Genomic DNA, 20,721 nt, shown 5'->3' with positions numbered 1-20,721 from the left:
TGTGCCGTGTAAAAAAATCAATACATTTCAATTGGTTGAGATAAACGGAACAGCAACCGACAAAGGACGAAGGGCTTTATGTAGGACTTTCTGTACGAAAGCCCACAGTCACGCCGTCGTGGTAGATCCGGGCTGTCGCAAAACCTACACACGGCTGAATTTGCGTTTATCTATGAGCGTTTTTTTTCAACGTCTATTGACCCAGGTCAGCCTGAGGCGGGCTTTGCGGGGAAAAAAACCGACAAATCGACCCATGGCATATTTGATGCAAAACCCCTTCGCAAACCCGAGCCGACCAAGGCAACCGGAGAGTGTTCTGCGAAGAGGTGGGCAAGCGTCATGGACTATTTGCTATTTCTGATCAGCACCGTGCTGGTCAACAACGTGGTGTTGGTGCGGTTCCTGGGCTTGTGTCCCTTCATGGGGGTGTCGGGCAAGCTGGAGCCTTCCTTCGGCATGGGGGTGGCGACGACCATCGTCATCACGCTGGGCAGTATCTCCAGCTGGATGGTCGAACACTGGGTATTGCAGCCCTTGGGAATCGGCTTCCTGCGGATCCTGGCGTACATCGTGATTATCGCGGCAGTGGTCCAACTGATCGAGCTGGCGGTGCGCAAGACCAGCCCCAAGCTGTATCGCTCTCTGGGTATTTACCTGCCACTGATCACCACCAACTGCGCCGTGCTCGGCGTGCCGCTGATCAGCGTGCGCGAAGGCCACACCTTGCTGCAGGCGGGGCTGTTCGGATTCGGCTCCTCGCTGGGCTTCTCCTTGATCATGATTATTTTCGCCGGCCTGCGCGAACGCATGACGGTGTCGAACATTCCTGCTGCGTTCAGTGGTCCGCCGATTGCCTTTGTCACGGGCGGCATGCTGGCGCTGATTTTCATGGGGTTTGGCGGGCTGATCTAAAACCACCGCCGGCGATGGGCGGCGAGAGGAGGGAATATGGTTGCAATTTTGGTATTGGCGTTGATCGGTCTGGTCCTGGGCGGCGGCCTGGGTGTCGCGGCGCGGATCTTTGCGGTCGGGGATGAAAATCCGTTGCTCAAGGAAGTACAGGCGTTGATGCCTGGCAGCCAGTGCGGACAGTGTGGTTTTCCCGGTTGCACGGCGGCGGCCACGGCGCTGGTGGAAGGTCGTTCGGTGGTTACCTGTTGTCCTCCTGGCGGCATGGCCCTGGCTGAAAAGCTGGCCGAGTTGCTGGGCGTGCCCTTGGACGGACAGATGAGCGCGCCCTTGCTGGCCCGTATCGATGACAGCCAGTGCACGGGCTGTACCCGTTGTTTCAAGGCCTGCCCGACTGATGCCATCGTCGGTGCCAATGGCCAGATTCATAGCATCCTGCAGAACGCCTGCACCGGCTGCGGAAAATGCCAGCAGGCGTGTCCGGAAAATTGCGTTTCCCTGAGCCCGCAAGACGTGTCTCTGGACACCTGGCGTTGGGCCAAGCCTCAGCTTGCCTGAGTCGACTGACGGAGTTAGCCATGTTCAATTTTGCTCGCGTACGCGGTGGTGTTCACCCGCTGTCCAACAAGGAGCGCTCGGCCTTGTTGCCGATCGGCAACGTGCCGCTGTCGCCGCGTCTTTCCTTGCCTTTGCGCCAGCATGCGGGGGCCGAAGGCTTGCCACTGGTCAGGGTGGGCGACACCGTGCTCAAGGGCCAATTGCTGGCCAGTTCGCCTTCTGAACTGTCAGCGCCGGTGCATGCGCCCAGCTCGGGAAAAATCCTGCATATCGGCCCGATTCTCGCCCCGCATCCTTCGGGTCTGGAAACCAACGGGATCATTCTGGAGTGCGATGGCAGGGATCGCTGGATTGACCTCGACGTCCTGGCCGACCCCTTCGATGAGGATCCGCTGGCGCTGGCCGACAGAGTTGCGGCCGCCGGGATCGTGGGTCTGGGCGGTGCGATTTTTCCGGCCGCTGTGAAGCTCAAGCAAGGCACCCGGCACGAGATCAAAACGGTGTTGGTCAATGGCAGCGAATGCGAGCCATACCTGACCACCGATGACCGACTGATGCGCGAGCGAGCTGCCCATATCATTGATGGCGCGCGGTTGATTCAGTACATCTTGCGTGCCTACAGCATCGTCATCGCCATCGAGGACAACAAGCCTGAGGCGTTGGCAGCGATGCAACTGGCTGCCGCTCCTTTTGGCGCCATTGAAGTGGTCGCCGTGCCAGCGTTGTATCCCATGGGCTCGGCCAAGCAACTGATTCAGGAAATCACCGGGCGGGAGGTCCCGGCGGGCGGGCGCAGCACCCAGGTCGGCGTGCTGGTGCATAACGTCGGTACGGTCTACGCGATTCAGCAGGCACTGCGGTTTGGGCGGCCACTGATCTCGCGGGTGCTGACGGTCGCCGGTGGGTGCATTGCCACCCCGCAGAATCTCGATGTACCGATCGGCACACCGGTTCAGGCGTTGATCGATGCCTGTGGTGGTCTGCTCCGGGAACCCCGGCGGCTATTGCTCGGCGGGCCGATGATGGGCGTGATCCTGCCGTCGACCGATGTGCCGGTGATCAAGGGCGCCACGGGGGTATTGGCCTTGACGCGAGATGAGGTCCCGCACAATGAGGCTTCACCTTGTATCCGTTGTTCGCGCTGCATGGATGCCTGCCCGATGGGGCTGATGCCCATGGAAATGGTCGCTCACACCCGCAAGGATGATTTCGATACTGCCAGCGAATACGGTCTGCGTGACTGCATCCTTTGCGGTTGTTGCTCGTATGTCTGCCCGTCGCATATTCCGTTGGTGCAGTTTTTCCAGTACGGCATGGGCCAGCAGGATGAGCGCCGTCAGGCGGCCCGTAAAAGCGACTACGTCAGGCAAGCGACCGAAGCGCGTGCCCTGCGCGTTGCCGGCGAAGAAGCCGCGCGCAAGGTGGCGAAAGCAGCCAAGGCTTCGCGCAACACACCTGTCCAGAACAATGAGGAGGTTCAGCCATGAGCCGTCCTGCCGCCGGGCCGTTCGCCCATGATCGTTCTTCGATCAACCGCATTATGCTTCACGTCTGTCTGGCGTTACTGCCCGCCACGCTGTTTGGTTGCTATCTGTTTGGCTGGCCGGCGATCAATCTGTTTCTGGTGACTTGCCTGAGCGCAGTGGTGGTTGAAGCGGCCTGCCTGCACCTGCTTAAACAGCCCATGACGCGCCTGCTGGATGGTTCGGCGTTGCTCACCGGTTGGCTATTGGCGCTGTGCCTGCCGCCGTGGGCGCCCTGGTGGATCGGTGCCGGTGGCAGCCTGTTTGCCATTGGCTTGGGCAAACAGGTTTATGGCGGGATCGGTCAGAACCTGTTTAACCCGGCGATGCTGGCCAGAGTGGCATTGCTGATTTCCTTTCCGCTGCAGATGACTCATTGGGCCTTGCCGCATCCGCTGTTCAGTGCGGGCAGCCCGGACTTTCTCGAAGGCCTGCGGATTACCTTTAGCGGTGTGCAGCAAGCCGATGGGGTTTCCGGCGCCACGGCCCTGGGTAACCTCAAGACGCAGCTGACCTTGCACCATAGCGCCAGTGAAATTCTCGACCGCGATTTCTCGGTGCTGCCGGCCTTTCTCGGGCACAGCGGCGGCAGCCTCGGCGAAACCTCGGAGTTGCTGCTGATTCTCGGCGGTATCTGGTTGATCGCCTTGCGCATCATCCACTGGGAAATTCCCCTGGCGATGTTATTCATTGTTGCGCTGTTTGCCGGTCTGGCCCAACAGATCGATCCGCTGCGCTATCCCGGTGCCTTGTATCACCTGACCTCGGGCGGGCTGATGCTGGGCGCATTGTTCATCGCCACCGACCCGGTGACCTCGCCGGTAGGACGAACCGGACGGTTGATCTTCGGCTTCGGTAGCGGTGCGCTGATCTATGTGATCCGCACCTGGGGCAGCTTCCCGGAAGCGGTGGCTTTTGCGGTGTTGTTCATGAACGCGCTGACGCCGCTGATTGATCGTTACTGTCGCCCGCGGGCCTACGGCCGCAATGTCCGGGGCAAACCCTTGAAGGTCGCCAACTGGACGCGGCAGGTCAAAGAGGTGGACAAGGTATGAACGGCCAACAGATCCCCCCGACGACCCCGGCACCCGCGCGACCCACGCTGTTTGAGCGCTGGCGTACGCAGCTGGTTTATCAGGGCATTTCCCTGGCCGTGGTCTGCGCGCTGGTCGCTTTGGCGCTGTTGCTCACCGATGTGTCGACGCACGATTCCATCGTCAGCGAACAGCAGGAAGACCGCTTGGCCGTGCTGCGTCAGGTGCTGCCTGCCGCGCTCTATGACAACAATCCCCTGGCCGATGCCTTTCATGTCAGTGACGAATCACTGGGCGACGTGGAAGTGTTTCCGGCCCGGCTCAAGGGGGAGTTGAGCGCGGTTGCCCTGAGTGTCAAAACCGTGGGTTACGGCGGGCCCATTGTGCAGCTCATCGCCATTGCCAGCGACGGTACGATCCTCGGTGTGCGCGTTCTGACTCACAAGGAAACCCCGGGCCTGGCCGACAAGATCGACATTGCCAAAAGCAACTGGATAACCCGGTTCGACGGCCTGTCGTTGAGTAACACCCCGCTCAAGGCCTGGGCGGTGAAGAAGGACGGCGGCCAATTCGATCAGTTCAGCGGTGCAACCATTACCCCGCGCGCCGTGGTCAAGGGGATTCTGCAGGCGCTGGAGTTTCAGCAGCGTCATGTGGATCGCCTCAGGCACGCGAGCGACCAGCCAACCCAGGAGTCCAAGCCATGAGTCATTGCTCACCTGATGCCGGTGTCGGCAGCGCCAGTCCTGTCAATGAACACACATCCGTCTGGCGTTTCTTTACCGGGGCGCTTTGGGAATACAACGTCACCCTGGTGCAGATTCTTGCCCTGTGCCCGACGCTGGCGGTCACGTCTACGGCCACCAACGGCCTGGGCATGGGGCTGGCGACCACGGCGGTACTGATCTGTACCAACGTGATCATCTCCTTGTTGCGCCATACCATTTCCCCCGAGGTTCGCAACCCGCTGATGATCGGCATCATTGCTGGCGTGGTGACGATCATCGACATGGCCATGAACGCCTGGATGCATGAGCTCTACAAAGTCCTCGGACTGTTCATCGCGTTGATCGTCACCAATTGCGCGATTCTCGGCCGGGCAGAGTCGTTCTCCCTCAAGCATTCGGTCTTCCCGTCGTTTCTCGACGGCGCGGGCATTGGCCTGGGCTTTACCTGGTTTTTGATGCTGATTGGCGGCATTCGCGAAATCATTGGCAGTGGCACCCTGTTTTCCCAGGCATCCCTGCTGCTGGGGCCGCATTTCCATTGGCTGGAGATGACCATCATCCCTGACTACAAAGGCATCTTGCTGGTGGTGCTGCCGCCGGGAGCCTTTATCGTGCTCGGCTTTTTGCTGGCGGCCAAGCGTGTCTTCGATCAAAAACGTGCCGTGCGACGGATCACTACCCACGGTGAATTGATCGTTCTGCAATGAGCTATCCGAGGAGGGAATGCCATGAACGTCGATGTGGTCTATGCCGCACCTTCACCACCGTTGCTGCTGACCTGCCGGGTCAGCGATGGGGCCACGGTGGCGCAGGTCATTGAACAGTCCGGTGTGCTGCGCTGCTGCCCGGAGATCAACCTGCAAGTGCAGAAAGTCGGGATCTTCGGCAAGTTCGTAAAGCTTGATACGACGCTCCGGGAGGGGGATCGCGTGGAGATTTACCAGCGCATCACCCGGGTGCTCGATGACGATGAGGATGATGACGACGAAGAATGACGGCGAGCCCATCGGCCGTGCGACTGCCTACACCCAGCCTGAGGAGGCCTGAAATGAATGCAACCATGAACATGAACCGTGAAACTGCCTTGCGCATTGCCCTGGCAGCGCGTGCCATGCCCGGCGTCAGTGTTGGCCGCCTGCTTGAGGTGTTGCACGAAAAAGTGCCCGGCGAGCTGACCGAAACCAGCTTGCAGAGTGTCACCGTGACGGACATCAAGACCGGGCTGGCCAACGTCGACGGCGAGGAGGAGGGCGACGAACTCGGTATCCAGTTACCGGGGATCAAGGACGCCGTGCGCATCCTGTGGGGCGAGGGCGACAGTGAGCATTTGCCGGTCGCAGTGCCACTGGAGGTGATGCCGGCGCACTCGATTCGCGTGGCTATTGCCTCCAACAACGGTGAGCAACTGGACGGCCATTTTGGTTCATGCCTGCGTTTTCTGGTCTATCAGGTCAATGCCGACAGCTGCCAGCTGGTGGATGTACGGTCCACCCTTGACGCTGAGTTCGCCGAGGATCGCAACAGTTGGCGTACCGAGTTGATCAAGGATTGCCAGGTGCTTTACGTGGTGTCCATCGGCGGGCCGGCGGCGGCCAAGGTGATCAAGTTCGGGCTGTATCCGATCAAGAAAAACCAAGGGGCTGCGGCGGCGGATATTCTTGCTCAGTTACAGCAGGTCATGCGTCAGTCGCCGCCACCCTGGCTGGCCAAGCTGCTCGGTGCCAGTGCCGAACAGCGGGTGCGCTTCGAGCGCTCAGAGGAAGCTATCTAGTGTCCTGTCTGCGAAATAAGCTGTTCCATTTTGACGGCACCTGTGGCTGCCCGACCGCGTTGCCACTCCTCGCCATAGCCCTGCTATGACTCGTCGCGGCGCCTTGCCTGGTAACAACAGCTACTCGTCAAAAGGAGAACGTATTTTTGAGACAGGACACTAGGCGATAGCTTCCCGGCCCGAGCCCGTGGAACCGGTCAGATCGGTCCGCGGGCTTCGCGTTGATGGGCGACCACGTGATGCAGGGCGTCTTCGTAACTCAAGGCATCCAGGCGTGGTGCGAAACGCTTCAACGCCTCGTACATGACAGTTACCTTGTCCTCGGTGCTGTGCCCCTTGAAGTCATCCTTGTCCAGTTTCAGGTCATCCATCAGGGTATTCCACACCGCGCCGCCATCGTGGGGCAGCAGCATAATGTCCACCTTGCCCAGGTTGACCTTCAGTGCCTTGCCGAGGTTTTCCACGTAGAACAGCACCTGTGCATCGGCAGCCAGATCGCTTTGGTAATGTTCGATGAATATCGGCAGGTCACTGAGTTCAATCAGGGCTCCGGCGACCATCTGCAGTTGCCTGGCACGGGTCAAGAGGATGGCTTGTTTGACCACGGTTTTGGGTGGATGGCGGCGGCCGGCGCTGTCTGCGATATCGCCTTCTTCAAGCACCAGGTCTCCGCGATAGGCGAAGGTATGGGGTGTCGACGTCGCGCCCAGGACGCTGAGATTGCACAGCAGGGATTTGGCTTCATAGTCTTTGAGCAGCATGGTTGTTCTCTCTTGGAAGATACGGGGCAATTACGCTGGCAGGATGGCCGGGTTCGTGGCCAGGGCGAACAGCTCGCGCCAGTCGGTTTCGATCAGTTGCAATTGCTTGCGCTCGCAGAACTTGCGTTCTTTCGCGCTGGGGTCGGCGATCAATACCCAGCCAGCGTCAGGGGCCGCATCCTGGATCATGTCGCTCATGACCATGCGCTCGGTGTCGCGATTGAAGCGCATGCCAAGAAACAGGTAGCGCTTGTTGCGCCGTTGCAATTTGATCCAGGCGGGAATGGCGAAGCCACCCATCAGTTCGGTGATGTAGTCGACGAAATCGGCGTCACTGGCAACGTAGTTGGGGCTGGGCAGGGGCGTGCCCAGCGGCTTGAACAGTACGGGCAGATCCGTGTCGACGTCACGCAGGTCGACAGGGCGATAGTGCTGGCCGTCGTACTGATACAGATCGAAGCGATAGGGACTGGCCGCCAGGCGCGCCGCGCCGACGATCAGGGTATGTGGCTGACCGGCATAGGCGTGTTGCAGCTGGGTATCGCGATTGTTGTCGATCACATAACCCAGCTTCAAGCTGGCCAGCCAGCGATGCACGGGCGAGACCGTCCAATTGTCGCCGCCGTAGGTCTGGGTCAGGAAGCGTTCGATGAAGCTGCGGCCTTTTTTATTTTCAAGGTGCATGGCCGCCCGGGGGAATTCATACATCAAGCGTGGCGCCATGGGCTGGCCGCCGGTCATGGCCAGGATCAGGCTGTCACTGTCGGCGGGGATCGGTTGGCCCGAGACTCGGTCCGTTACGTCATGCAATACCCCAGGCCCCAGATAGGGCACCAGATCACCCTTGATCAGGTCTGCAAGGATTTCCTTTATTACGCCATCGTTCATAACCATTACCTGCTGTCAGTGAACTTACACTCAGGCAGCAACCTCGCAATATACGCACCAGCCCTCGCGCTGCAGACAACTGTTTGATATCGCAAATAATACTGAGTTAATAGCGATGAACAGTGCTGTTGTATTCAAGACAAATTGTCGTGAATGCCACACTTTCCTGGATTCTAAAGTCGCCGCAACAGACGATGTTAGTCCTTTGTTGGATTGTTGCCATTGCGACCTACAGTTTTGCAGGTTTGTTATGTATGCCACTGTTATTGTTATTCGATAGTTATTAATAACTTGTTTAAAAACAAAGGCTTGTGTTTTGTTTTAGTGGCTGGCACAAACACTGCAGCTGTCCATTCCGCGCAGGCTTGTTCGTGCCTACAGCCCACAGTCATGTGGAAACGAAACCTGAGGATTTAATTATGGCAATGCGTCAATGTGCTATTTACGGCAAGGGCGGGATCGGGAAGTCTACGACAACCCAGAATCTCGTGGCTGCCCTGGCCGAAAGCGGCAAGAAAGTGATGATTGTCGGCTGTGACCCAAAAGCCGACTCCACTCGATTGATTCTCCATTCCAAGGCCCAGAACACCATCATGGAGATGGCGGCCGAAGCAGGCACCGTGGAAGACCTGGAACTTGAAGATGTGCTCAAGGCCGGTTACATGGGCATCAAGTGTGTCGAGTCTGGCGGTCCGGAGCCAGGTGTTGGCTGTGCCGGTCGCGGTGTCATCACCGCTATCAACTTTCTTGAAGAGGAAGGCGCCTACGACGAAAACCTGGACTTCGTGTTCTACGACGTACTGGGTGACGTGGTGTGCGGCGGGTTCGCCATGCCGATCCGCGAGAACAAGGCGCAGGAAATCTACATCGTCTGCTCTGGCGAGATGATGGCGATGTATGCCGCCAACAACATCTCCAAAGGCATCGTGAAGTATGCCAACTCTGGCAGCGTTCGCCTCGCGGGCCTGATTTGCAACAGCCGTGAAACTGACCGTGAAGACGAGCTCATCATTGCGTTGGCGGAAAAGCTGGGCACCCAGATGATTCACTTCGTGCCCCGCGACAACGTGGTCCAGCGCGCTGAAATCCGCCGCATGACGGTCATCGAATATGACCCGAACGCCAAACAGGCTGATGAGTATCGTGCGTTGGCCAACAAGATCGTCGACAACAAGAAGATGGTCATTCCTACCCCTATCACCATGGACGAGCTCGAAGCCCTGTTGATGGAGTTCGGGATCATGGATGAAGAGGACGCCAGCATCATCGGCAAAACCGCTGCCGACGAAGTCGTTGCCTGATCGCACTACTTAAGAATCCCCGCGCGGTGCGCCGACGATCGTCGGCAGACCATGGGGGTTCATCGGACGGGACAGGGCAGATTGGCCCTGTCGGAGGTTCGCATGGCAATGAGGCTGTGCGGATCGTCCGTTACCCGCATATGAACGTAAGGCAAGAGGAGGCCATACCATGTCTGGTATGTCACGCGAAGAGGTTGAGTCGCTCATCCAGGAAGTCCTGGAGGTTTACCCCGAAAAGGCCCGCAAGGACCGCGCCAAGCACTTGGCGCCCAATGACCCGACGATCGAGCAGTCGAAGAAATGCCTGACGTCGAACAAGAAGTCGCTGCCGGGGTTGATGAGTATCCGTGGCTGCGCCTACGCCGGTTCCAAGGGCGTGGTTTGGGGGCCAGTCAAGGACATGGTTCATATTTCCCACGGCCCGGTAGGTTGCGGCCAGTATTCGCGCGCCGGGCGGCGCAACTATTACATCGGCACGACCGGGGTGAATGCCTTTGTCACCATGAACTTCACCTCGGACTTCCAGGAGAAGGACATTGTGTTCGGCGGCGACAAAAAGCTCGGTACGCTGATTGACGAAGTGCAAACGCTGTTTCCGCTCAATCAGGGTATTTCCGTGCAGTCCGAATGCCCCATCGGCCTGATCGGCGACGACATCGAAGCGGTATCCAAGAAAAAGGCCGCTGAATACCAAACCACTGTCGTACCCGTGCGCTGCGAAGGCTTCCGGGGGGTGTCGCAATCGCTGGGCCACCACGTGGCCAACGACTCGATCCGCGACTGGGTGCTGGACAAGCGCGACAACGACGACAGCTTCCAGGGCACGCCTTATGACGTGTGTGTGCTGGGTGACTACAACATCGGCGGGGATGCCTGGTCGTCACGGATCCTGCTCGAAGAAATGGGCTTGCGTGTCGTGGCCCAATGGTCCGGCGATGGCACGCTCGCGGAGATGGAGCTGACTCCCAAGGTCAAGCTCAACCTGCTGCACTGCTACCGCTCCATGAGCTACATCTCCCGGCATATGGAAGAGAAATACGGGATTCCATGGCTGGAATACAACTTCTTCGGGCCGACCAAAACCTCTGAGTCACTGCGCGCAATCGCGGCGTTTTTCGACGACAGCATCAAGGCCAAGTGCGAAGAAGTCATTGCCAAGTACCAACCTCAGTGGCAGGCGGTCATCGACCGTTTCCGTCCGCGCCTGGAAGGCAAGCGGGTCATGCTGTATGTCGGCGGCCTGCGGCCGCGCCATGTGATCGGCGCCTATGAAGACCTGGGTATGGAAGTGGTCGGCACTGGCTACGAGTTCGGTCACAGCGATGACTATGACAAGACGCTCAAGGAAATGGGCAACGCGACCCTGATCTACGACGACGTGACCGGCTACGAATTCGAAGAGTTCGTCAAACGCGTCAAGCCTGACCTGATCGGGGCTGGCATCAAGGAAAAGTACATCTTCCAGAAAATGGGCGTTCCATTCCGGCAGATGCACTCCTGGGATTACTCAGGCCCGTATCACGGCTTTGATGGCTTTGCCATTTTCGCCAGGGATATGGACATGACCCTGAACAATCCGTGCTGGAAGAAAATCCACGCGCCTTGGCAGACGTCCCTCAAGGCCGCCGAGAAGATCGCCGCCAGCGCCTGATTGCCCGTTTCAGTATTCATCCGCTGCGGGTCAACCCGCAGCCGATATCCGTGATCGCCGTCACAGATGAGTGAGGCGAAGGAGAGCGTCATGAGCCAGCAAGTCGACAACATCAAACCCAGCTACCCGCTGTTTCAAGAAGATGATTATCAGGACATGCTTGCCCGCAAGCGTGGGGATTTCGAAGAGGGTCACCCCCAGGCCAGAATCGACGAGGTCTTCACCTGGAGCACCAGCCTTGAATATCAGGAGCTGAACTTCAAGCGTGAAGCCCTGACGATCAACCCGGCCAAGGCCTGTCAGCCTCTGGGCGCGGTCCTCTGTGCGCTGGGCTTCGAAAAGACCATGCCATATGTGCATGGTTCTCAGGGCTGCGTGGCCTATTTCCGCTCGTATTTCAACCGTCACTTCAAGGAACCGGTGTCCTGCGTTTCCGACTCCATGACCGAAGATGCCGCCGTGTTCGGCGGTCAGCAGAACATGAAGGATGGCCTGCAAAACTGCCGCGAAACCTACAAGCCGGACATGATCGCGGTGTCTACCACCTGCATGGCTGAAGTCATCGGCGACGACCTCAACGCCTTCATTGGCAACTCCCGCCAGGGTGGTTTTATCCCCGACGATTACCCGGTGCCGTTCGCCCACACGCCGAGTTTTGTCGGCAGCCACGTGACGGGCTGGGACAACATGTTCGAGGGGATCATGCGTTACTTCACCCTCAACCACATGGATGACAAAGTCGTCGGCAGCAACCACAAGCTCAATATCGTGCCGGGGTTTGAAACCTACCTGGGCAATTTCCGCGTCATCAAGCGCATGCTCAAGGAAATGGATGTTGAGTGCACCATGCTCTCGGACCCGTCCGAGGTGCTCGATACGCCGGCTGATGGCACCTTCCGCATGTATTCGGGCGGCACAACCCAGGCGCAAATCAAGGATGCGCCCAACGCCTACGACACGCTGTTGCTGCAACCATTGCAGCTGGAAAAAACCCGCAAGTTCCTGGAAGGTACCTGGAAGCATTCGGTGCCCAAGCTGAACATTCCAATGGGCCTGGACTGGACCGACGAGTTCCTGATGAGCGTCAGTGAGATCACCGGTCAGCCGATCCCGGAAAGCCTGGCGACCGAACGCGGTCGGCTGGTGGACATGATGACCGACTCCCATGCCTGGTTGCATGGCAAGCGTTTCGCACTCTGGGGGGATCCGGATTACCTGCTGGGCATGGTCAAGTTCCTGCTGGAGCTGGGCGCCGAGCCGATTCATATCCTGTGCAACAACAGCAACAAGCGCTGGAAGAAATCCATGGACGCGCTGCTGGCTTCCTCGCCCTACGGCAAGGGCAGCACAGTGTACGCTGGCAAGGACCTGTGGCACATGCGTTCGCTGGTGTTCACCGACAAGCCGGATTTCATGATCGGCAACAGCTACGGCAAGTTCATCCAGCGCGACACGTTGCATAAAGGCAAGGAGTTCGAGGTGCCGCTGATTCGTATCGGCTTCCCGATCTTCGATCGTCATCATCTGCATCGCCAGACCACCCTGGGTTACGAAGGCGCCATGCAAATGCTGACCACTCTGGTCAACGCGGTGCTGGAACGCCTGGACGAAGAAACCCGGATCATGCAAGTCACGGATTTCAACTACGACCTGATTCGCTGAGTGACCACCGGCCGGGGCAATGCGCCCCGGTCATCTTTTTCTGCGTCCGGGTTTTATGGAGCACGCCATGCCCAGTGTCATGATCCGCCGTACCCCGCAGGGTCAACTGACCCTGTATATCGCCAAGAGGGATCTGGAGATACCCGTGATCAGCCTTGAACACGACCGCCCGGATTGCTGGGGGGGAAAGATTACCCTGGCCGACGACACTGCGTTCTACCTGGAGCTTATGTCGTCACCGCCGCACCTGCCCATTACGTTACGTGCGACCCGCGCTGGCGAGTATTGACTATGTCAGCGCAGCGCTCGCGATTACCGGATCACCTCGCGTTGCGCATCGCCCTTGCGACGCGTGAGCTTGATGGAGTCGATACCGCGCGTATGGTGCTGACGCTGTTGGCGATCACGGGCGGACCATTGACCGAGGCGCGACTTGGCCGGGTACGGGCTTCGCGGTTACGGATTGGCTTGAGCGAGGGCCTCGACACGCCACTGTTCAGCGAACGTCAGCTGCAACGGGCGATCAGTCTGTTGCGTGGCCGTGGTGTACCCCTGCTCGAACCGGCGCTGCCGGTTGCCCAGGCTTATCGAGAGGGCGACTTGCCTGACTCAGTGCGGATTGCCTGCGCTTCGGATCAGGGTGAATGCCTGGATGCAGGGTTTGCCGGTTGCCGGCGCTTTCTTATTTATCAAGTGTCATCGCGTGGCAGCCGGCTGATCGATGTGCGAACCGCCGGTCTCGGCGGCGAGGAGCCGCAGCGCTATGCCCTGCGTAGCCAATTGCTGGAGGACTGCCACTTGCTCTACACCCTTAGCATCGGTGGGCCGGCAAGCGCCAGGGTGATTCGTGCCGGGATCCACCCCATCAAAGTTGCCGCGCCGGTCGCCACCCGTGAAGTCATTGAAAAGTTGCAAAGAGCCCTGGCCCTGGGCGCTCCGCCCTGGCTGGCCAAGATCATGGGTGTAAGTGCGGATCAGCGGGTGCGCTTCAGCGGCGCGCATTGAACATCCCTTCGATACGATCAGGAGAGCGTCATGATCGAACAACAGCTGTTGGACAGTGTTATTGATGCTACCGAGGAAAAGGGCCTGGATGAGGCATTGATCGCCTATTTGCGTAGCCAGCACCCTGGTGTTCACTTTACCTGCTGTAGTGATGACGATATTGCGGCCAACGCCCGTGCAGTGGTCGAGCGTGAGGCCTTTGCGGTGTATCTGGTCAACTCCACTAGTCATTGCTCGGTGCTGACCAACGATTTGAATGCCGCCTCCGGGATCGTCCTGGCCTATGTGGCCGAGGTGTGAGCGGCGCCATGGCCGACGATGACAACCTGTCCTTGACGCTCAGCGGAGACTGTCGCACCTGTCGCTTTCGCGACACTTTGCTGATTGAGCGCCAGTGTCTGCCGGGGGATACCTGTGTCGCCGCGCACAGCGGGCGGCAGATTGATCGCTTCCTGCGCAACAGCCCGCAATACGCCATCGATTATCTGGCCGATCCCTTCTGGGAACGCAGGGCGATTGCCGTGCGTTATGCGCCTCTGGAATGCCTGGCGCCTTTGATCCGCGACCCGGATGAAGCGGTGCGCCGCGCCGTGGCGTATCGACTGCCGCGCGAACAGTTGGGTGAGCTGATCCATGACCCTGACCGGGAGGTGCGCATCACCGTCGCCGATCGCTTGCCGTTGAACCAGCTCGAACGCATGGCGGCCGATATCGATTACCTGGTGCGTGCCTACGTTGTGCAGCGTATTGCGCCGGGGCGGTTGTTTCGTTTCATCCGCGATGAAGACCGCCAGGTGCGCAAGTTCGTTGCCCGCCGCCTGCCCGTGGAAAGCCTGAGTCTGATGAGCAACGATCCCGAACCCGAGGTGCGTCGCCTGGTTGCTTCGCGCCTGGCCAGCGAGGACCTGTTGGATCTGCTGCACGATGGCGATTGGACCGTGCGCTTGGCCGCTGTACAGAACGCGCCCTTGAGCGCTTTGCGCGACCTCGTTGAGGACGATCCGGAAGTGCAGGCGGCGATTGCCGAACGCCTGGCCTGAATGTGGCAGGGCACTCCATGGGCTGTTGCATACCTGACAAACAGTCTGCTTCCTGACAAAGAATGATCTCGATAACTTCTTTAAAAACAGCTGGTTATTGATTGGTATGGGCATTGCTATGAACTACCGGTGAGCTACCGGTGAGCATCTGGCCTGGTGCGTGGGATGTGACGAACCTGAGGATATGCGATGAAAGCCAAAGAGATTTCTGCACTGCTCAATGAGCCTGCCTGCGCCCACGACAAGAAGGAGAAGTCCGGCTGTGCCAAATCCACGCCGGGTGCTACCGATGGCGGTTGCGCCTTCGACGGTGCGCAGATCGCGCTGCTGCCGATTGCCGATGTGGCGCACATCGTCCATGGGCCTATCGCCTGCGCCGGGAGCTCCTGGGATAACCGCGGCACTCGCTCCAGCGGGCCGCAGTTGTATCGCATCGGTATGACCACCGACCTCAGTGAGCAGGACGTGATCATGGGGCGTGGCGAAAAGCGTCTGTTTCACGCCATTGGCCAGGCCGTGAAGACCCACTCCCCGGCAGCGGTGTTCGTCTACAACACCTGCGTTCCGGCGTTGATCGGCGATGACGTGGACGCCGTCTGCAAGGCGGCCAGCAAACAATTCGCCACTCCGGTGGTGCCAGTGGATGCGGCCGGTTTCTACGGTACCAAAAACCTCGGTAACCGCATCGCCGGAGAGGCCATGGTCAAGCACGTGATTGGTACTCGGGAACCGGACCCGCTACCGGCCGCAAGCCAGCGTGATGGCATTCGTGTTCATGATGTGAATCTGATCGGCGAGTACAACATTGCCGGTGAGTTCTGGCACGTGCTGCCGTTGCTCGACGAGTTGGGCATACGGGTGCTGTGTACGCTGTCCGGTGATGCGCGCTTTCGCGAAGTACAAAGCATGCACGCGGCCGAAGTGAACATGATGGTCTGCTCCAAGGCCATGCTCAACGTCGCGCGCAAGCTTGAGGAGCGCTTTGGCACACCCTGGTTCGAAGGCAGCTTCTACGGCATTACCGACACCTCACAAGCGTTGCGCGACTTCGCCCGATTGATCGGCGACGACGACCTCAGCGCGCGTACCGAAACGTTGATCCAGCGCGAGGAAGCGAAAATACGCCTGGCCCTGGAACCTTGGCGTCCCCGCCTGCTTGATAAGCGTGTCTTGCTCTATACCGGTGGCGTGAAGTCCTGGTCGGTGATTTCCGCCTTGCAGGATCTGGGTATGAAAGTCGTGGCCACCGGCACCAAGAAGTCCACCGAAGAAGATAAGGCGCGTATTCGCGAGTTGATGGGCGATGAGGTGAAGATGCTCGATGAGGGCAACCCTCGCGCGTTATTGCGCACGGTCGATGAGTACCGCGCCGACATCCTGATTGCCGGTGGCCGCAACATGTACACAGCCCTGAAAGCGCGGATCCCGTTCCTGGATATCAATCAGGAGCGCGAGTTCGGCTACGCCGGTTATGACGGCATGCTCGAACTGGTGCGTCAGCTCTGTCTGACCCTGGAAAGCCCGGTCTGGGCTGCTGTACGCAATCCGGCGCCGTGGGCCGAAAACTGTGCCACGGCCACTTCGCTGAATGCTGTCAGCGCCTGAGGACATCACCATGGCCGAGATCATCAATCGCAACAAGGCGTTGGCTGTCAGCCCGCTCAAGGCCAGCCAGACCATGGGCGCCGCCCTGGCTTTCCTGGGCATGCAGGGCAGTATGCCGCTGATGCACGGCGCGGCAGGTTGTACCGCATTTGCCAAGGTGTTTTTCGTCCGGCATTTTCGTGAGCCGGTGCCGCTGCAGACCACGGCGATGGATCAGGCGTCTTCGGTGATGGGCGCCGACGAGAATATCGTCCAGGCGTTGCAGGTTATCTGTGAAAAGCAGCATCCACAGATCATCGGATTGGTCAGTACCGGGCTGGCCGAGACCCAGGGCTGCGACTTGACCCGGGCGGTGCATGAGTTTCGCGAGGCCTTTGACGAGTTCAACGACGTGGCTGTGGTGGCGGTCAACACCCCGGATTTCTCAGGCTCCTTTGAAAGCGGTTTTGCCCTGGCGGTCAAGGCGATCATTGAAACCCTGATTCCCCATGATCATCGCCGGGTGGGTCAGCGTGCGCGCCAGGTCAATGTCCTGTGCTCGGCCAACCTGACCCCCGGCGATCTTGAGTTCATCAGCGACAGTATCGAGAGCTTCGGTTTGCAGGCGTTATTGATCCCCGATCTGTCCGGCTCCCTTGATGGGCACCTGGATGCGGCCTCATTCAATCCGCTGACGACCGGCGGCCTGGCCCTCACCGAGCTGGCGAGCGCGCCGCAAAGTATCGCTACGCTGGTTGTCGGCGAGAGTCTCAACGATGCGGCCGACGTGTTGCAGGGCTTGACCGGTGTGCCCGACCGACGCTTTGGCCTGTTACTCGGCCTTGAGGCGGTGGATGCCTGGCTGATGGCACTGGCCGAGATCAGCGCCAACCCGGTATCGCAGCGCTGGCAGCGGCAACGGCGGCAGTTGCAGGACTGCATGCTCGATACGCATTTCATGCTGGGCGACACCCGTGTGGCGATCGCTGCCGACGCCGATCTGTTACTGGGTTTTGACCGCCTGCTGAGCGGCATGGGCGCGCGTACCGTAAGTGCCGTCGTGCCTGCTCGCGCGTCGAGCCTGGCGGCGTCTCCGCTGCAGCGGATTCAGGTCGGCGATCTTGAAGACCTGGAAGCCAGCGCGCGGCAAGGCCAGGCCCAATTGCTGCTGGGCAACAGCCATGTCCATGAAAGCGCGCGACGCCTGGGTATACCCCTGCTGCGCATGGGCTTTCCGCAATATGACTTGCTGGGTGGGTTCCAACGCTGTTGGTCGGGTTATCGCGGCGCCACTCAGGCGCTGTTCGATATCGCCAACCTGTTGCTCGAGCATCATTCGGGGGTCGCCGTCTATCACTCCATTTACACGCAGAAATCTGCCTGTGAATCGCCAGCAACGGAGCACTGAGAGATGAAAGGACCAACCCGGCAATTGCAGGTGCTCGATGGCGACGACGGTGGCCTGCTGCTCAAGGTGGCGTTTGCGTCGACGGACCGGTTGCACGTCGATCAGCATTTTGGCTCGTCCCGCGCTTTCGTGATCTATGGCGTCGATCAGGCGCGGGCGAAAGTATTGTCGGTAGCCGAGTTCGCCGATCAGGAGCAGGACGGCGATGAGGACAAGCTGGTCAGTAAGTTGAACCTGCTTGAAGGCTGCATTGCCGTCTATTGCAAGGCGTGTGGTGCCTCGGCAGTGCGCCAGTTGCTCAGTGTCGGCGTGCAGCCGGTCAAGGTTTCCCAGATCACTGATATTCAGGCGCTGATCGAGATCCTTCAAAACGAATTGCGCGAAGGCCCGTCAGCATGGCTGGCGCGTGCGGTCCAGCGTATTGAAGGGATAAACGGTCAGCGCTTCGATGCCATGGCCGATCAGGCCTGGGATGAGTAGCCCAGAACATTCGCCACGAGGACACCCGCATGTATGACGCAAACGAACAGCAATTGGTCCTGGAGAATGATCCCGCCTTGGGCCAACCCATCATTCGCCAGATGGTGGTGCAATTGCGCTCCATGGACAGCTACGGCACTTACGACACGTGGAGCGATGCCCGGGTCCTTGACCCGTTGGTGCAGACCCGGGAACGGCGCCGCACGATCCCCATCGTCGGCGACCCCGACGAAACCACGTTGGCGCGGGTCAAGGCTTATTACAACGCCATAGCCCAGATGATTGAACGGGAAACCGGCCTTCTGGCCGTGCCGTTTATCAATATCAGCCATGAAGGTTTCGGCAGGGCACTGATCGTAGTGGGCAAGCTGGTGGCATTGGATAAGACCCTGCGGGACGTCCATCGCTTCGGTTTTGAGTCGCTCGATGCGTTGATCGAAGAGTCGGAGAAAGTCCTCGGCAAGGCGACGCTGTTGATTGGTGAACATCATGCAGTGGCTGAGATCTAGATAGCGAGAGTGCCAAGACGATGAACGATGAACAACTCAAGGCCTTGCAAAAGGAAGTCAGCCAGAAAAAACGCATCGCCACGGAGTGGGCGGCGCAGATTCACGACCTGGTCGAGGATCGGCTGCTGAGTGACTACAGCCAGTTGTCGCAACTGGCACTGAGCACGCAACAGGCCTGTGAAGACTGGGCGCAAGCCCGCGAACGGCTGGATCAACTGGGGAGTCGATAAACATGGCGCAAGCAACGCTGACCGGTTTGACCCGCGGTGGCGGGGAGTGGGTACCGCGGTTCGTGACAGCCATAGACGCGCAAAAGTGCATCGGTTGCGGGCGTTGCTACAAGGTTTGCCCGCGCAACGTGTTCACCTTGATCCAGCGCAGCAGCGTGGTCGAGGCAGACGACGATTATGACGACGACGATGAAATGCAGGTCATGAGCCTGGCGGACGAAATGGATTGTATTGGCTGTATGTCGTGCGCTCGGGTTTGCCCGAAACAGTGTCATTCGCATCAAGCCCTGACGCTTTAGGAAACGCATATGACCACACCCCGGTTTCATGTTTTCGTCTGCACGCACCGCCGCTCTGAAGGCCACCCGCGTGGCAGTTGCGGTGCCAAGGGTGGAGAAAAGGTATTCGACGCGTTTGCCCAGGCACTGATCCGGCGCAATGCCCAGAACCGTATTGCCCTGACCAGCACCAATTGTCTGGGGCCGTGCAATGCCGGCGCCAATGTGCTGATTTACCCGGGCTCGATTATGTACAGCTGGGTCGAGGCCGAGGATGCCGAGCGCATCGTTCAGGACCATCTACTGGAAGGCAAACCATGGACCGAAAAACTGACCCCGGCGGAGCTGTGGTGAGGTTGCATCAATCGCCCTTATACGATTGGCTTCTGGGCAGCGTGGGTGATGTGGCACCGGTGCAACGGGTGTGTATGGGGCTGAACTGGACGTTGGCCCAGGTCGGCGACAACCTCGGGTTCGCCTTCAGCCCCCGGCAAGTGCCGCGCACCTTGAGTTGGGCCGGAACCCTCAAAGGCCAGTCGAGCCAGACCCTGCGTTCATGGCTGCTGTCGTGGAACGATGCCGAGGCGGCGATCGGTCTGGCGGTGCTCAATGCCGGTATCAACACACCATCCGGTTGTGCGGCTCGGGCGCAGCCTTTGGCTGGCAATGTGCCCGGCCATCTGCAGGTGTTCGCCCATTTCGGCCCGCAACTTCAGGGGCGTAAGGTGGTGGTCATCGGTCACTATCCCGGTCTCGAGCACCTTTGGCAGGAGCAGCCCTATCACTGCCTGGAGCGCCAGCAACAGGAAGGCGATTTGCCGGACAGCGCCGCCGAATACCTGCTACCCGATGCTGACTGGGTGTTCATCAGCGCCAGCAGTATTGCCAACAAAACCTTGCCGCGCTTGCTGGAATTGAGCCGTCACGCCCAAGTGGTGTTGATGGGGCCAAGCTTGCCCTGGCTGCAAGAGTGGCGGCAATGGGGGGTGAATTATCTGGCGGGCGTTCGGCTGCTGGATGCCGATGCAGCCTTGCAGGTGGTGCTGGAGGGCGGTGGCACTCGCCTGTTCAGTGGGGCGGTGCAATACGCTCTGCTGCCCCTGGCCGACTGACCGCCGGCTATCGCCTCAGAAGCTGCGCGTGGAGCCTGGCTCCACGCGCGGTGACATCAGGCACGCAGCAACGCTTTGGCCATTTTCTCAGACAGTTGATCGGCGCTGAATTGTGGTTCGTTCGGCGGATAGAGCGACGCCTCGTCAATGTTGAAGCCGTTATCTTTGCCAAGCGCGAGCACTTCACGAATCTTCTCGCAGGCTTTCAGTTTCTCGCCCAGGGCCTGGTCGGCACGGGCTTTGTCCGAAAAGGATTTGATGAGTTTGACCGGCATGCTGTAACTCTCTC

General features: G+C 59.4%; 26 protein-coding genes. 23 read left to right on the top strand and 3 right to left on the bottom strand.

The window, feature by feature from the left end; genetic code table 11:
- The first annotated feature begins 339 nt into the window (after positions 1–339).
- The 8 genes from rsxA to ACCD02_RS24075 are packed head-to-tail and all read left to right on the top strand — an operon-like array spanning position 340 to position 6,523.
- The gene (rsxA, locus tag ACCD02_RS24110; RefSeq protein ID WP_413307566.1) at positions 340–912 is read left to right on the top strand and encodes an electron transport complex subunit RsxA; all 573 of its coding nucleotides are present in this window, start codon (positions 340–342) and stop codon (positions 910–912) included.
- 36 nt (positions 913–948) lie between these two features.
- Complete coding sequence (locus ACCD02_RS24105; protein ID WP_413307564.1) at positions 949–1,467, top strand: RnfABCDGE type electron transport complex subunit B; 519 nt, start codon at positions 949–951, stop codon at positions 1,465–1,467.
- Between the two features lie 20 nt (positions 1,468–1,487).
- On the top strand, positions 1,488–2,954 hold the full coding sequence (gene rsxC, locus ACCD02_RS24100; protein ID WP_413307561.1) for an electron transport complex subunit RsxC: 1,467 nt from the start codon (positions 1,488–1,490) through the stop codon (positions 2,952–2,954).
- The gene (locus ACCD02_RS24095; protein ID WP_413307558.1) at positions 2,951–4,045 is read left to right on the top strand and encodes an RnfABCDGE type electron transport complex subunit D; all 1,095 of its coding nucleotides are present in this window, start codon (positions 2,951–2,953) and stop codon (positions 4,043–4,045) included. Before rsxC ends, ACCD02_RS24095 begins: the two co-directional genes overlap by 4 nt.
- On the top strand, positions 4,042–4,731 hold the full coding sequence (gene rsxG / locus ACCD02_RS24090; protein ID WP_413307555.1) for an electron transport complex subunit RsxG: 690 nt from the start codon (positions 4,042–4,044) through the stop codon (positions 4,729–4,731). Before ACCD02_RS24095 ends, rsxG begins: the two co-directional genes overlap by 4 nt.
- A complete protein-coding gene (locus ACCD02_RS24085) occupies positions 4,728–5,459 on the top strand; it encodes an electron transport complex subunit E (protein WP_413307552.1) in 732 nt (243 codons plus the stop codon). Before rsxG ends, ACCD02_RS24085 begins: the two co-directional genes overlap by 4 nt.
- 21 nt (positions 5,460–5,480) lie before the next feature.
- A complete protein-coding gene (locus tag ACCD02_RS24080; RefSeq protein WP_413307549.1) occupies positions 5,481–5,747 on the top strand; it encodes an RnfH family protein in 267 nt (88 codons plus the stop codon).
- A gap of 53 nt (positions 5,748–5,800) precedes the next feature.
- Positions 5,801–6,523: a dinitrogenase iron-molybdenum cofactor biosynthesis protein gene (locus tag ACCD02_RS24075; RefSeq protein ID WP_413307547.1), complete on the top strand. Its 723-nt coding sequence runs from the start codon at positions 5,801–5,803 to the stop codon at positions 6,521–6,523.
- Positions 6,524–6,720: 197 nt separating this feature from the next.
- On the opposite strand, the gene ACCD02_RS24070 is transcribed toward ACCD02_RS24075, so the two are convergent.
- The gene (locus ACCD02_RS24070; protein WP_413307544.1) at positions 6,721–7,284 is read right to left on the bottom strand and encodes a hypothetical protein; all 564 of its coding nucleotides are present in this window, start codon (positions 7,282–7,284) and stop codon (positions 6,721–6,723) included.
- 30 nt (positions 7,285–7,314) lie between these two features.
- Positions 7,315–8,172: an SIR2 family protein gene (locus ACCD02_RS24065; protein ID WP_413307541.1), complete on the bottom strand. Its 858-nt coding sequence runs from the start codon at positions 8,170–8,172 to the stop codon at positions 7,315–7,317.
- 419 nt (positions 8,173–8,591) lie between these two features.
- Here ACCD02_RS24065 and nifH point away from each other — a divergent pair, with 419 nt between their 5' ends.
- From nifH to ACCD02_RS23990, 15 genes are all read left to right on the top strand, one after another.
- Entirely contained in the window at positions 8,592–9,473 is an 882-nt protein-coding gene (nifH, locus tag ACCD02_RS24060) for a nitrogenase iron protein (RefSeq protein ID WP_413307538.1), read from the top strand.
- A 169-nt stretch (positions 9,474–9,642) separates the two neighbouring features.
- Entirely contained in the window at positions 9,643–11,124 is a 1,482-nt protein-coding gene (gene nifD / locus ACCD02_RS24055) for a nitrogenase molybdenum-iron protein alpha chain (RefSeq protein ID WP_413307536.1), read from the top strand.
- 90 nt (positions 11,125–11,214) lie between these two features.
- Positions 11,215–12,786, top strand: coding sequence for a nitrogenase molybdenum-iron protein subunit beta (gene nifK / locus ACCD02_RS24050; protein WP_413307533.1), 1,572 nt, complete (start codon positions 11,215–11,217; stop codon positions 12,784–12,786).
- Between the two features lie 67 nt (positions 12,787–12,853).
- Positions 12,854–13,075 (top strand): putative nitrogen fixation protein NifT, encoded by a 222-nt coding sequence (gene nifT, locus ACCD02_RS24045; RefSeq protein ID WP_413307530.1) that lies wholly within the window; start codon positions 12,854–12,856, stop codon positions 13,073–13,075.
- 2 nt (positions 13,076–13,077) lie between these two features.
- Complete coding sequence (locus ACCD02_RS24040) at positions 13,078–13,791, top strand: dinitrogenase iron-molybdenum cofactor N-terminal domain-containing protein (protein ID WP_413307527.1); 714 nt, start codon at positions 13,078–13,080, stop codon at positions 13,789–13,791.
- A gap of 30 nt (positions 13,792–13,821) precedes the next feature.
- Complete coding sequence (locus ACCD02_RS24035) at positions 13,822–14,091, top strand: DUF6129 family protein (protein ID WP_413307524.1); 270 nt, start codon at positions 13,822–13,824, stop codon at positions 14,089–14,091.
- 8 nt (positions 14,092–14,099) lie between these two features.
- On the top strand, positions 14,100–14,831 hold the full coding sequence (locus tag ACCD02_RS24030) for a 4Fe4S-binding leucine-rich repeat protein (protein ID WP_413307521.1): 732 nt from the start codon (positions 14,100–14,102) through the stop codon (positions 14,829–14,831).
- Positions 14,832–15,020: 189 nt separating this feature from the next.
- Positions 15,021–16,436: a nitrogenase iron-molybdenum cofactor biosynthesis protein NifE gene (gene nifE, locus ACCD02_RS24025; protein WP_413307518.1), complete on the top strand. Its 1,416-nt coding sequence runs from the start codon at positions 15,021–15,023 to the stop codon at positions 16,434–16,436.
- A 10-nt stretch (positions 16,437–16,446) separates the two neighbouring features.
- Positions 16,447–17,823: a nitrogenase iron-molybdenum cofactor biosynthesis protein NifN gene (nifN, locus tag ACCD02_RS24020; protein ID WP_413307515.1), complete on the top strand. Its 1,377-nt coding sequence runs from the start codon at positions 16,447–16,449 to the stop codon at positions 17,821–17,823.
- A 3-nt stretch (positions 17,824–17,826) separates the two neighbouring features.
- On the top strand, positions 17,827–18,303 hold the full coding sequence (locus ACCD02_RS24015; protein WP_413307512.1) for a NifB/NifX family molybdenum-iron cluster-binding protein: 477 nt from the start codon (positions 17,827–17,829) through the stop codon (positions 18,301–18,303).
- A 29-nt stretch (positions 18,304–18,332) separates the two neighbouring features.
- Positions 18,333–18,812 (top strand): NifX-associated nitrogen fixation protein, encoded by a 480-nt coding sequence (locus ACCD02_RS24010; RefSeq protein ID WP_413307509.1) that lies wholly within the window; start codon positions 18,333–18,335, stop codon positions 18,810–18,812.
- Positions 18,813–18,832: 20 nt separating this feature from the next.
- Positions 18,833–19,042 (top strand): CCE_0567 family metalloprotein, encoded by a 210-nt coding sequence (locus tag ACCD02_RS24005; RefSeq protein WP_413307507.1) that lies wholly within the window; start codon positions 18,833–18,835, stop codon positions 19,040–19,042.
- A gap of 2 nt (positions 19,043–19,044) precedes the next feature.
- On the top strand, positions 19,045–19,341 hold the full coding sequence (fdxB, locus tag ACCD02_RS24000) for a ferredoxin III, nif-specific (protein ID WP_413307505.1): 297 nt from the start codon (positions 19,045–19,047) through the stop codon (positions 19,339–19,341).
- A 9-nt stretch (positions 19,342–19,350) separates the two neighbouring features.
- Positions 19,351–19,674 (top strand): (2Fe-2S) ferredoxin domain-containing protein, encoded by a 324-nt coding sequence (locus tag ACCD02_RS23995; protein ID WP_413307502.1) that lies wholly within the window; start codon positions 19,351–19,353, stop codon positions 19,672–19,674.
- Complete coding sequence (locus ACCD02_RS23990) at positions 19,638–20,432, top strand: Rossmann-like domain-containing protein (RefSeq protein WP_413307499.1); 795 nt, start codon at positions 19,638–19,640, stop codon at positions 20,430–20,432. Before ACCD02_RS23995 ends, ACCD02_RS23990 begins: the two co-directional genes overlap by 37 nt.
- Before the next feature lie 56 nt (positions 20,433–20,488).
- On the opposite strand, the gene ACCD02_RS23985 is transcribed toward ACCD02_RS23990, so the two are convergent.
- Positions 20,489–20,707, bottom strand: a complete 219-nt coding sequence (locus ACCD02_RS23985) for a Nif11-like leader peptide family natural product precursor (protein ID WP_413307496.1) — start codon at positions 20,705–20,707, stop codon at positions 20,489–20,491.
- Positions 20,708–20,721: the final 14 nt, after the last annotated feature.

This window comes from Pseudomonas sp. Pseusp88 (assembly GCF_047303955.1).
Lineage (GTDB): Bacteria > Pseudomonadota > Gammaproteobacteria > Pseudomonadales > Pseudomonadaceae > Aquipseudomonas.
Note: the sequence above shows the minus strand (reverse complement) of the source record. Positions and strands in the feature narration are given on the sequence as shown.

What these genes read in the sequence shown, in the direction of transcription:
- rsxA (WP_413307566.1), top strand. Translation starts at nt 340, where the DNA reads ATGGACTATTTGCTATTTCTGATCAGCACCGTGCTGGTCAACAACGTG.
- ACCD02_RS24105 (WP_413307564.1), top strand. Translation starts at nt 949, where the DNA reads ATGGTTGCAATTTTGGTATTGGCGTTGATCGGTCTGGTCCTGGGCGGC.
- rsxC (WP_413307561.1), top strand. Translation starts at nt 1,488, where the DNA reads ATGTTCAATTTTGCTCGCGTACGCGGTGGTGTTCACCCGCTGTCCAAC.
- ACCD02_RS24095 (WP_413307558.1), top strand. Translation starts at nt 2,951, where the DNA reads ATGAGCCGTCCTGCCGCCGGGCCGTTCGCCCATGATCGTTCTTCGATC.
- rsxG (WP_413307555.1), top strand. Translation starts at nt 4,042, where the DNA reads ATGAACGGCCAACAGATCCCCCCGACGACCCCGGCACCCGCGCGACCC.
- ACCD02_RS24085 (WP_413307552.1), top strand. Translation starts at nt 4,728, where the DNA reads ATGAGTCATTGCTCACCTGATGCCGGTGTCGGCAGCGCCAGTCCTGTC.
- ACCD02_RS24080 (WP_413307549.1), top strand. Translation starts at nt 5,481, where the DNA reads ATGAACGTCGATGTGGTCTATGCCGCACCTTCACCACCGTTGCTGCTG.
- ACCD02_RS24075 (WP_413307547.1), top strand. Translation starts at nt 5,801, where the DNA reads ATGAATGCAACCATGAACATGAACCGTGAAACTGCCTTGCGCATTGCC.
- ACCD02_RS24070 (WP_413307544.1), bottom strand. Translation starts at nt 7,284, where the DNA reads ATGCTGCTCAAAGACTATGAAGCCAAATCCCTGCTGTGCAATCTCAGC.
- ACCD02_RS24065 (WP_413307541.1), bottom strand. Translation starts at nt 8,172, where the DNA reads ATGAACGATGGCGTAATAAAGGAAATCCTTGCAGACCTGATCAAGGGT.
- nifH (WP_413307538.1), top strand. Translation starts at nt 8,592, where the DNA reads ATGGCAATGCGTCAATGTGCTATTTACGGCAAGGGCGGGATCGGGAAG.
- nifD (WP_413307536.1), top strand. Translation starts at nt 9,643, where the DNA reads ATGTCTGGTATGTCACGCGAAGAGGTTGAGTCGCTCATCCAGGAAGTC.
- nifK (WP_413307533.1), top strand. Translation starts at nt 11,215, where the DNA reads ATGAGCCAGCAAGTCGACAACATCAAACCCAGCTACCCGCTGTTTCAA.
- nifT (WP_413307530.1), top strand. Translation starts at nt 12,854, where the DNA reads ATGCCCAGTGTCATGATCCGCCGTACCCCGCAGGGTCAACTGACCCTG.
- ACCD02_RS24040 (WP_413307527.1), top strand. Translation starts at nt 13,078, where the DNA reads ATGTCAGCGCAGCGCTCGCGATTACCGGATCACCTCGCGTTGCGCATC.
- ACCD02_RS24035 (WP_413307524.1), top strand. Translation starts at nt 13,822, where the DNA reads ATGATCGAACAACAGCTGTTGGACAGTGTTATTGATGCTACCGAGGAA.
- ACCD02_RS24030 (WP_413307521.1), top strand. Translation starts at nt 14,100, where the DNA reads ATGGCCGACGATGACAACCTGTCCTTGACGCTCAGCGGAGACTGTCGC.
- nifE (WP_413307518.1), top strand. Translation starts at nt 15,021, where the DNA reads ATGAAAGCCAAAGAGATTTCTGCACTGCTCAATGAGCCTGCCTGCGCC.
- nifN (WP_413307515.1), top strand. Translation starts at nt 16,447, where the DNA reads ATGGCCGAGATCATCAATCGCAACAAGGCGTTGGCTGTCAGCCCGCTC.
- ACCD02_RS24015 (WP_413307512.1), top strand. Translation starts at nt 17,827, where the DNA reads ATGAAAGGACCAACCCGGCAATTGCAGGTGCTCGATGGCGACGACGGT.
- ACCD02_RS24010 (WP_413307509.1), top strand. Translation starts at nt 18,333, where the DNA reads ATGTATGACGCAAACGAACAGCAATTGGTCCTGGAGAATGATCCCGCC.
- ACCD02_RS24005 (WP_413307507.1), top strand. Translation starts at nt 18,833, where the DNA reads ATGAACGATGAACAACTCAAGGCCTTGCAAAAGGAAGTCAGCCAGAAA.
- fdxB (WP_413307505.1), top strand. Translation starts at nt 19,045, where the DNA reads ATGGCGCAAGCAACGCTGACCGGTTTGACCCGCGGTGGCGGGGAGTGG.
- ACCD02_RS23995 (WP_413307502.1), top strand. Translation starts at nt 19,351, where the DNA reads ATGACCACACCCCGGTTTCATGTTTTCGTCTGCACGCACCGCCGCTCT.
- ACCD02_RS23990 (WP_413307499.1), top strand. Translation starts at nt 19,638, where the DNA reads ATGGACCGAAAAACTGACCCCGGCGGAGCTGTGGTGAGGTTGCATCAA.
- ACCD02_RS23985 (WP_413307496.1), bottom strand. Translation starts at nt 20,707, where the DNA reads ATGCCGGTCAAACTCATCAAATCCTTTTCGGACAAAGCCCGTGCCGAC.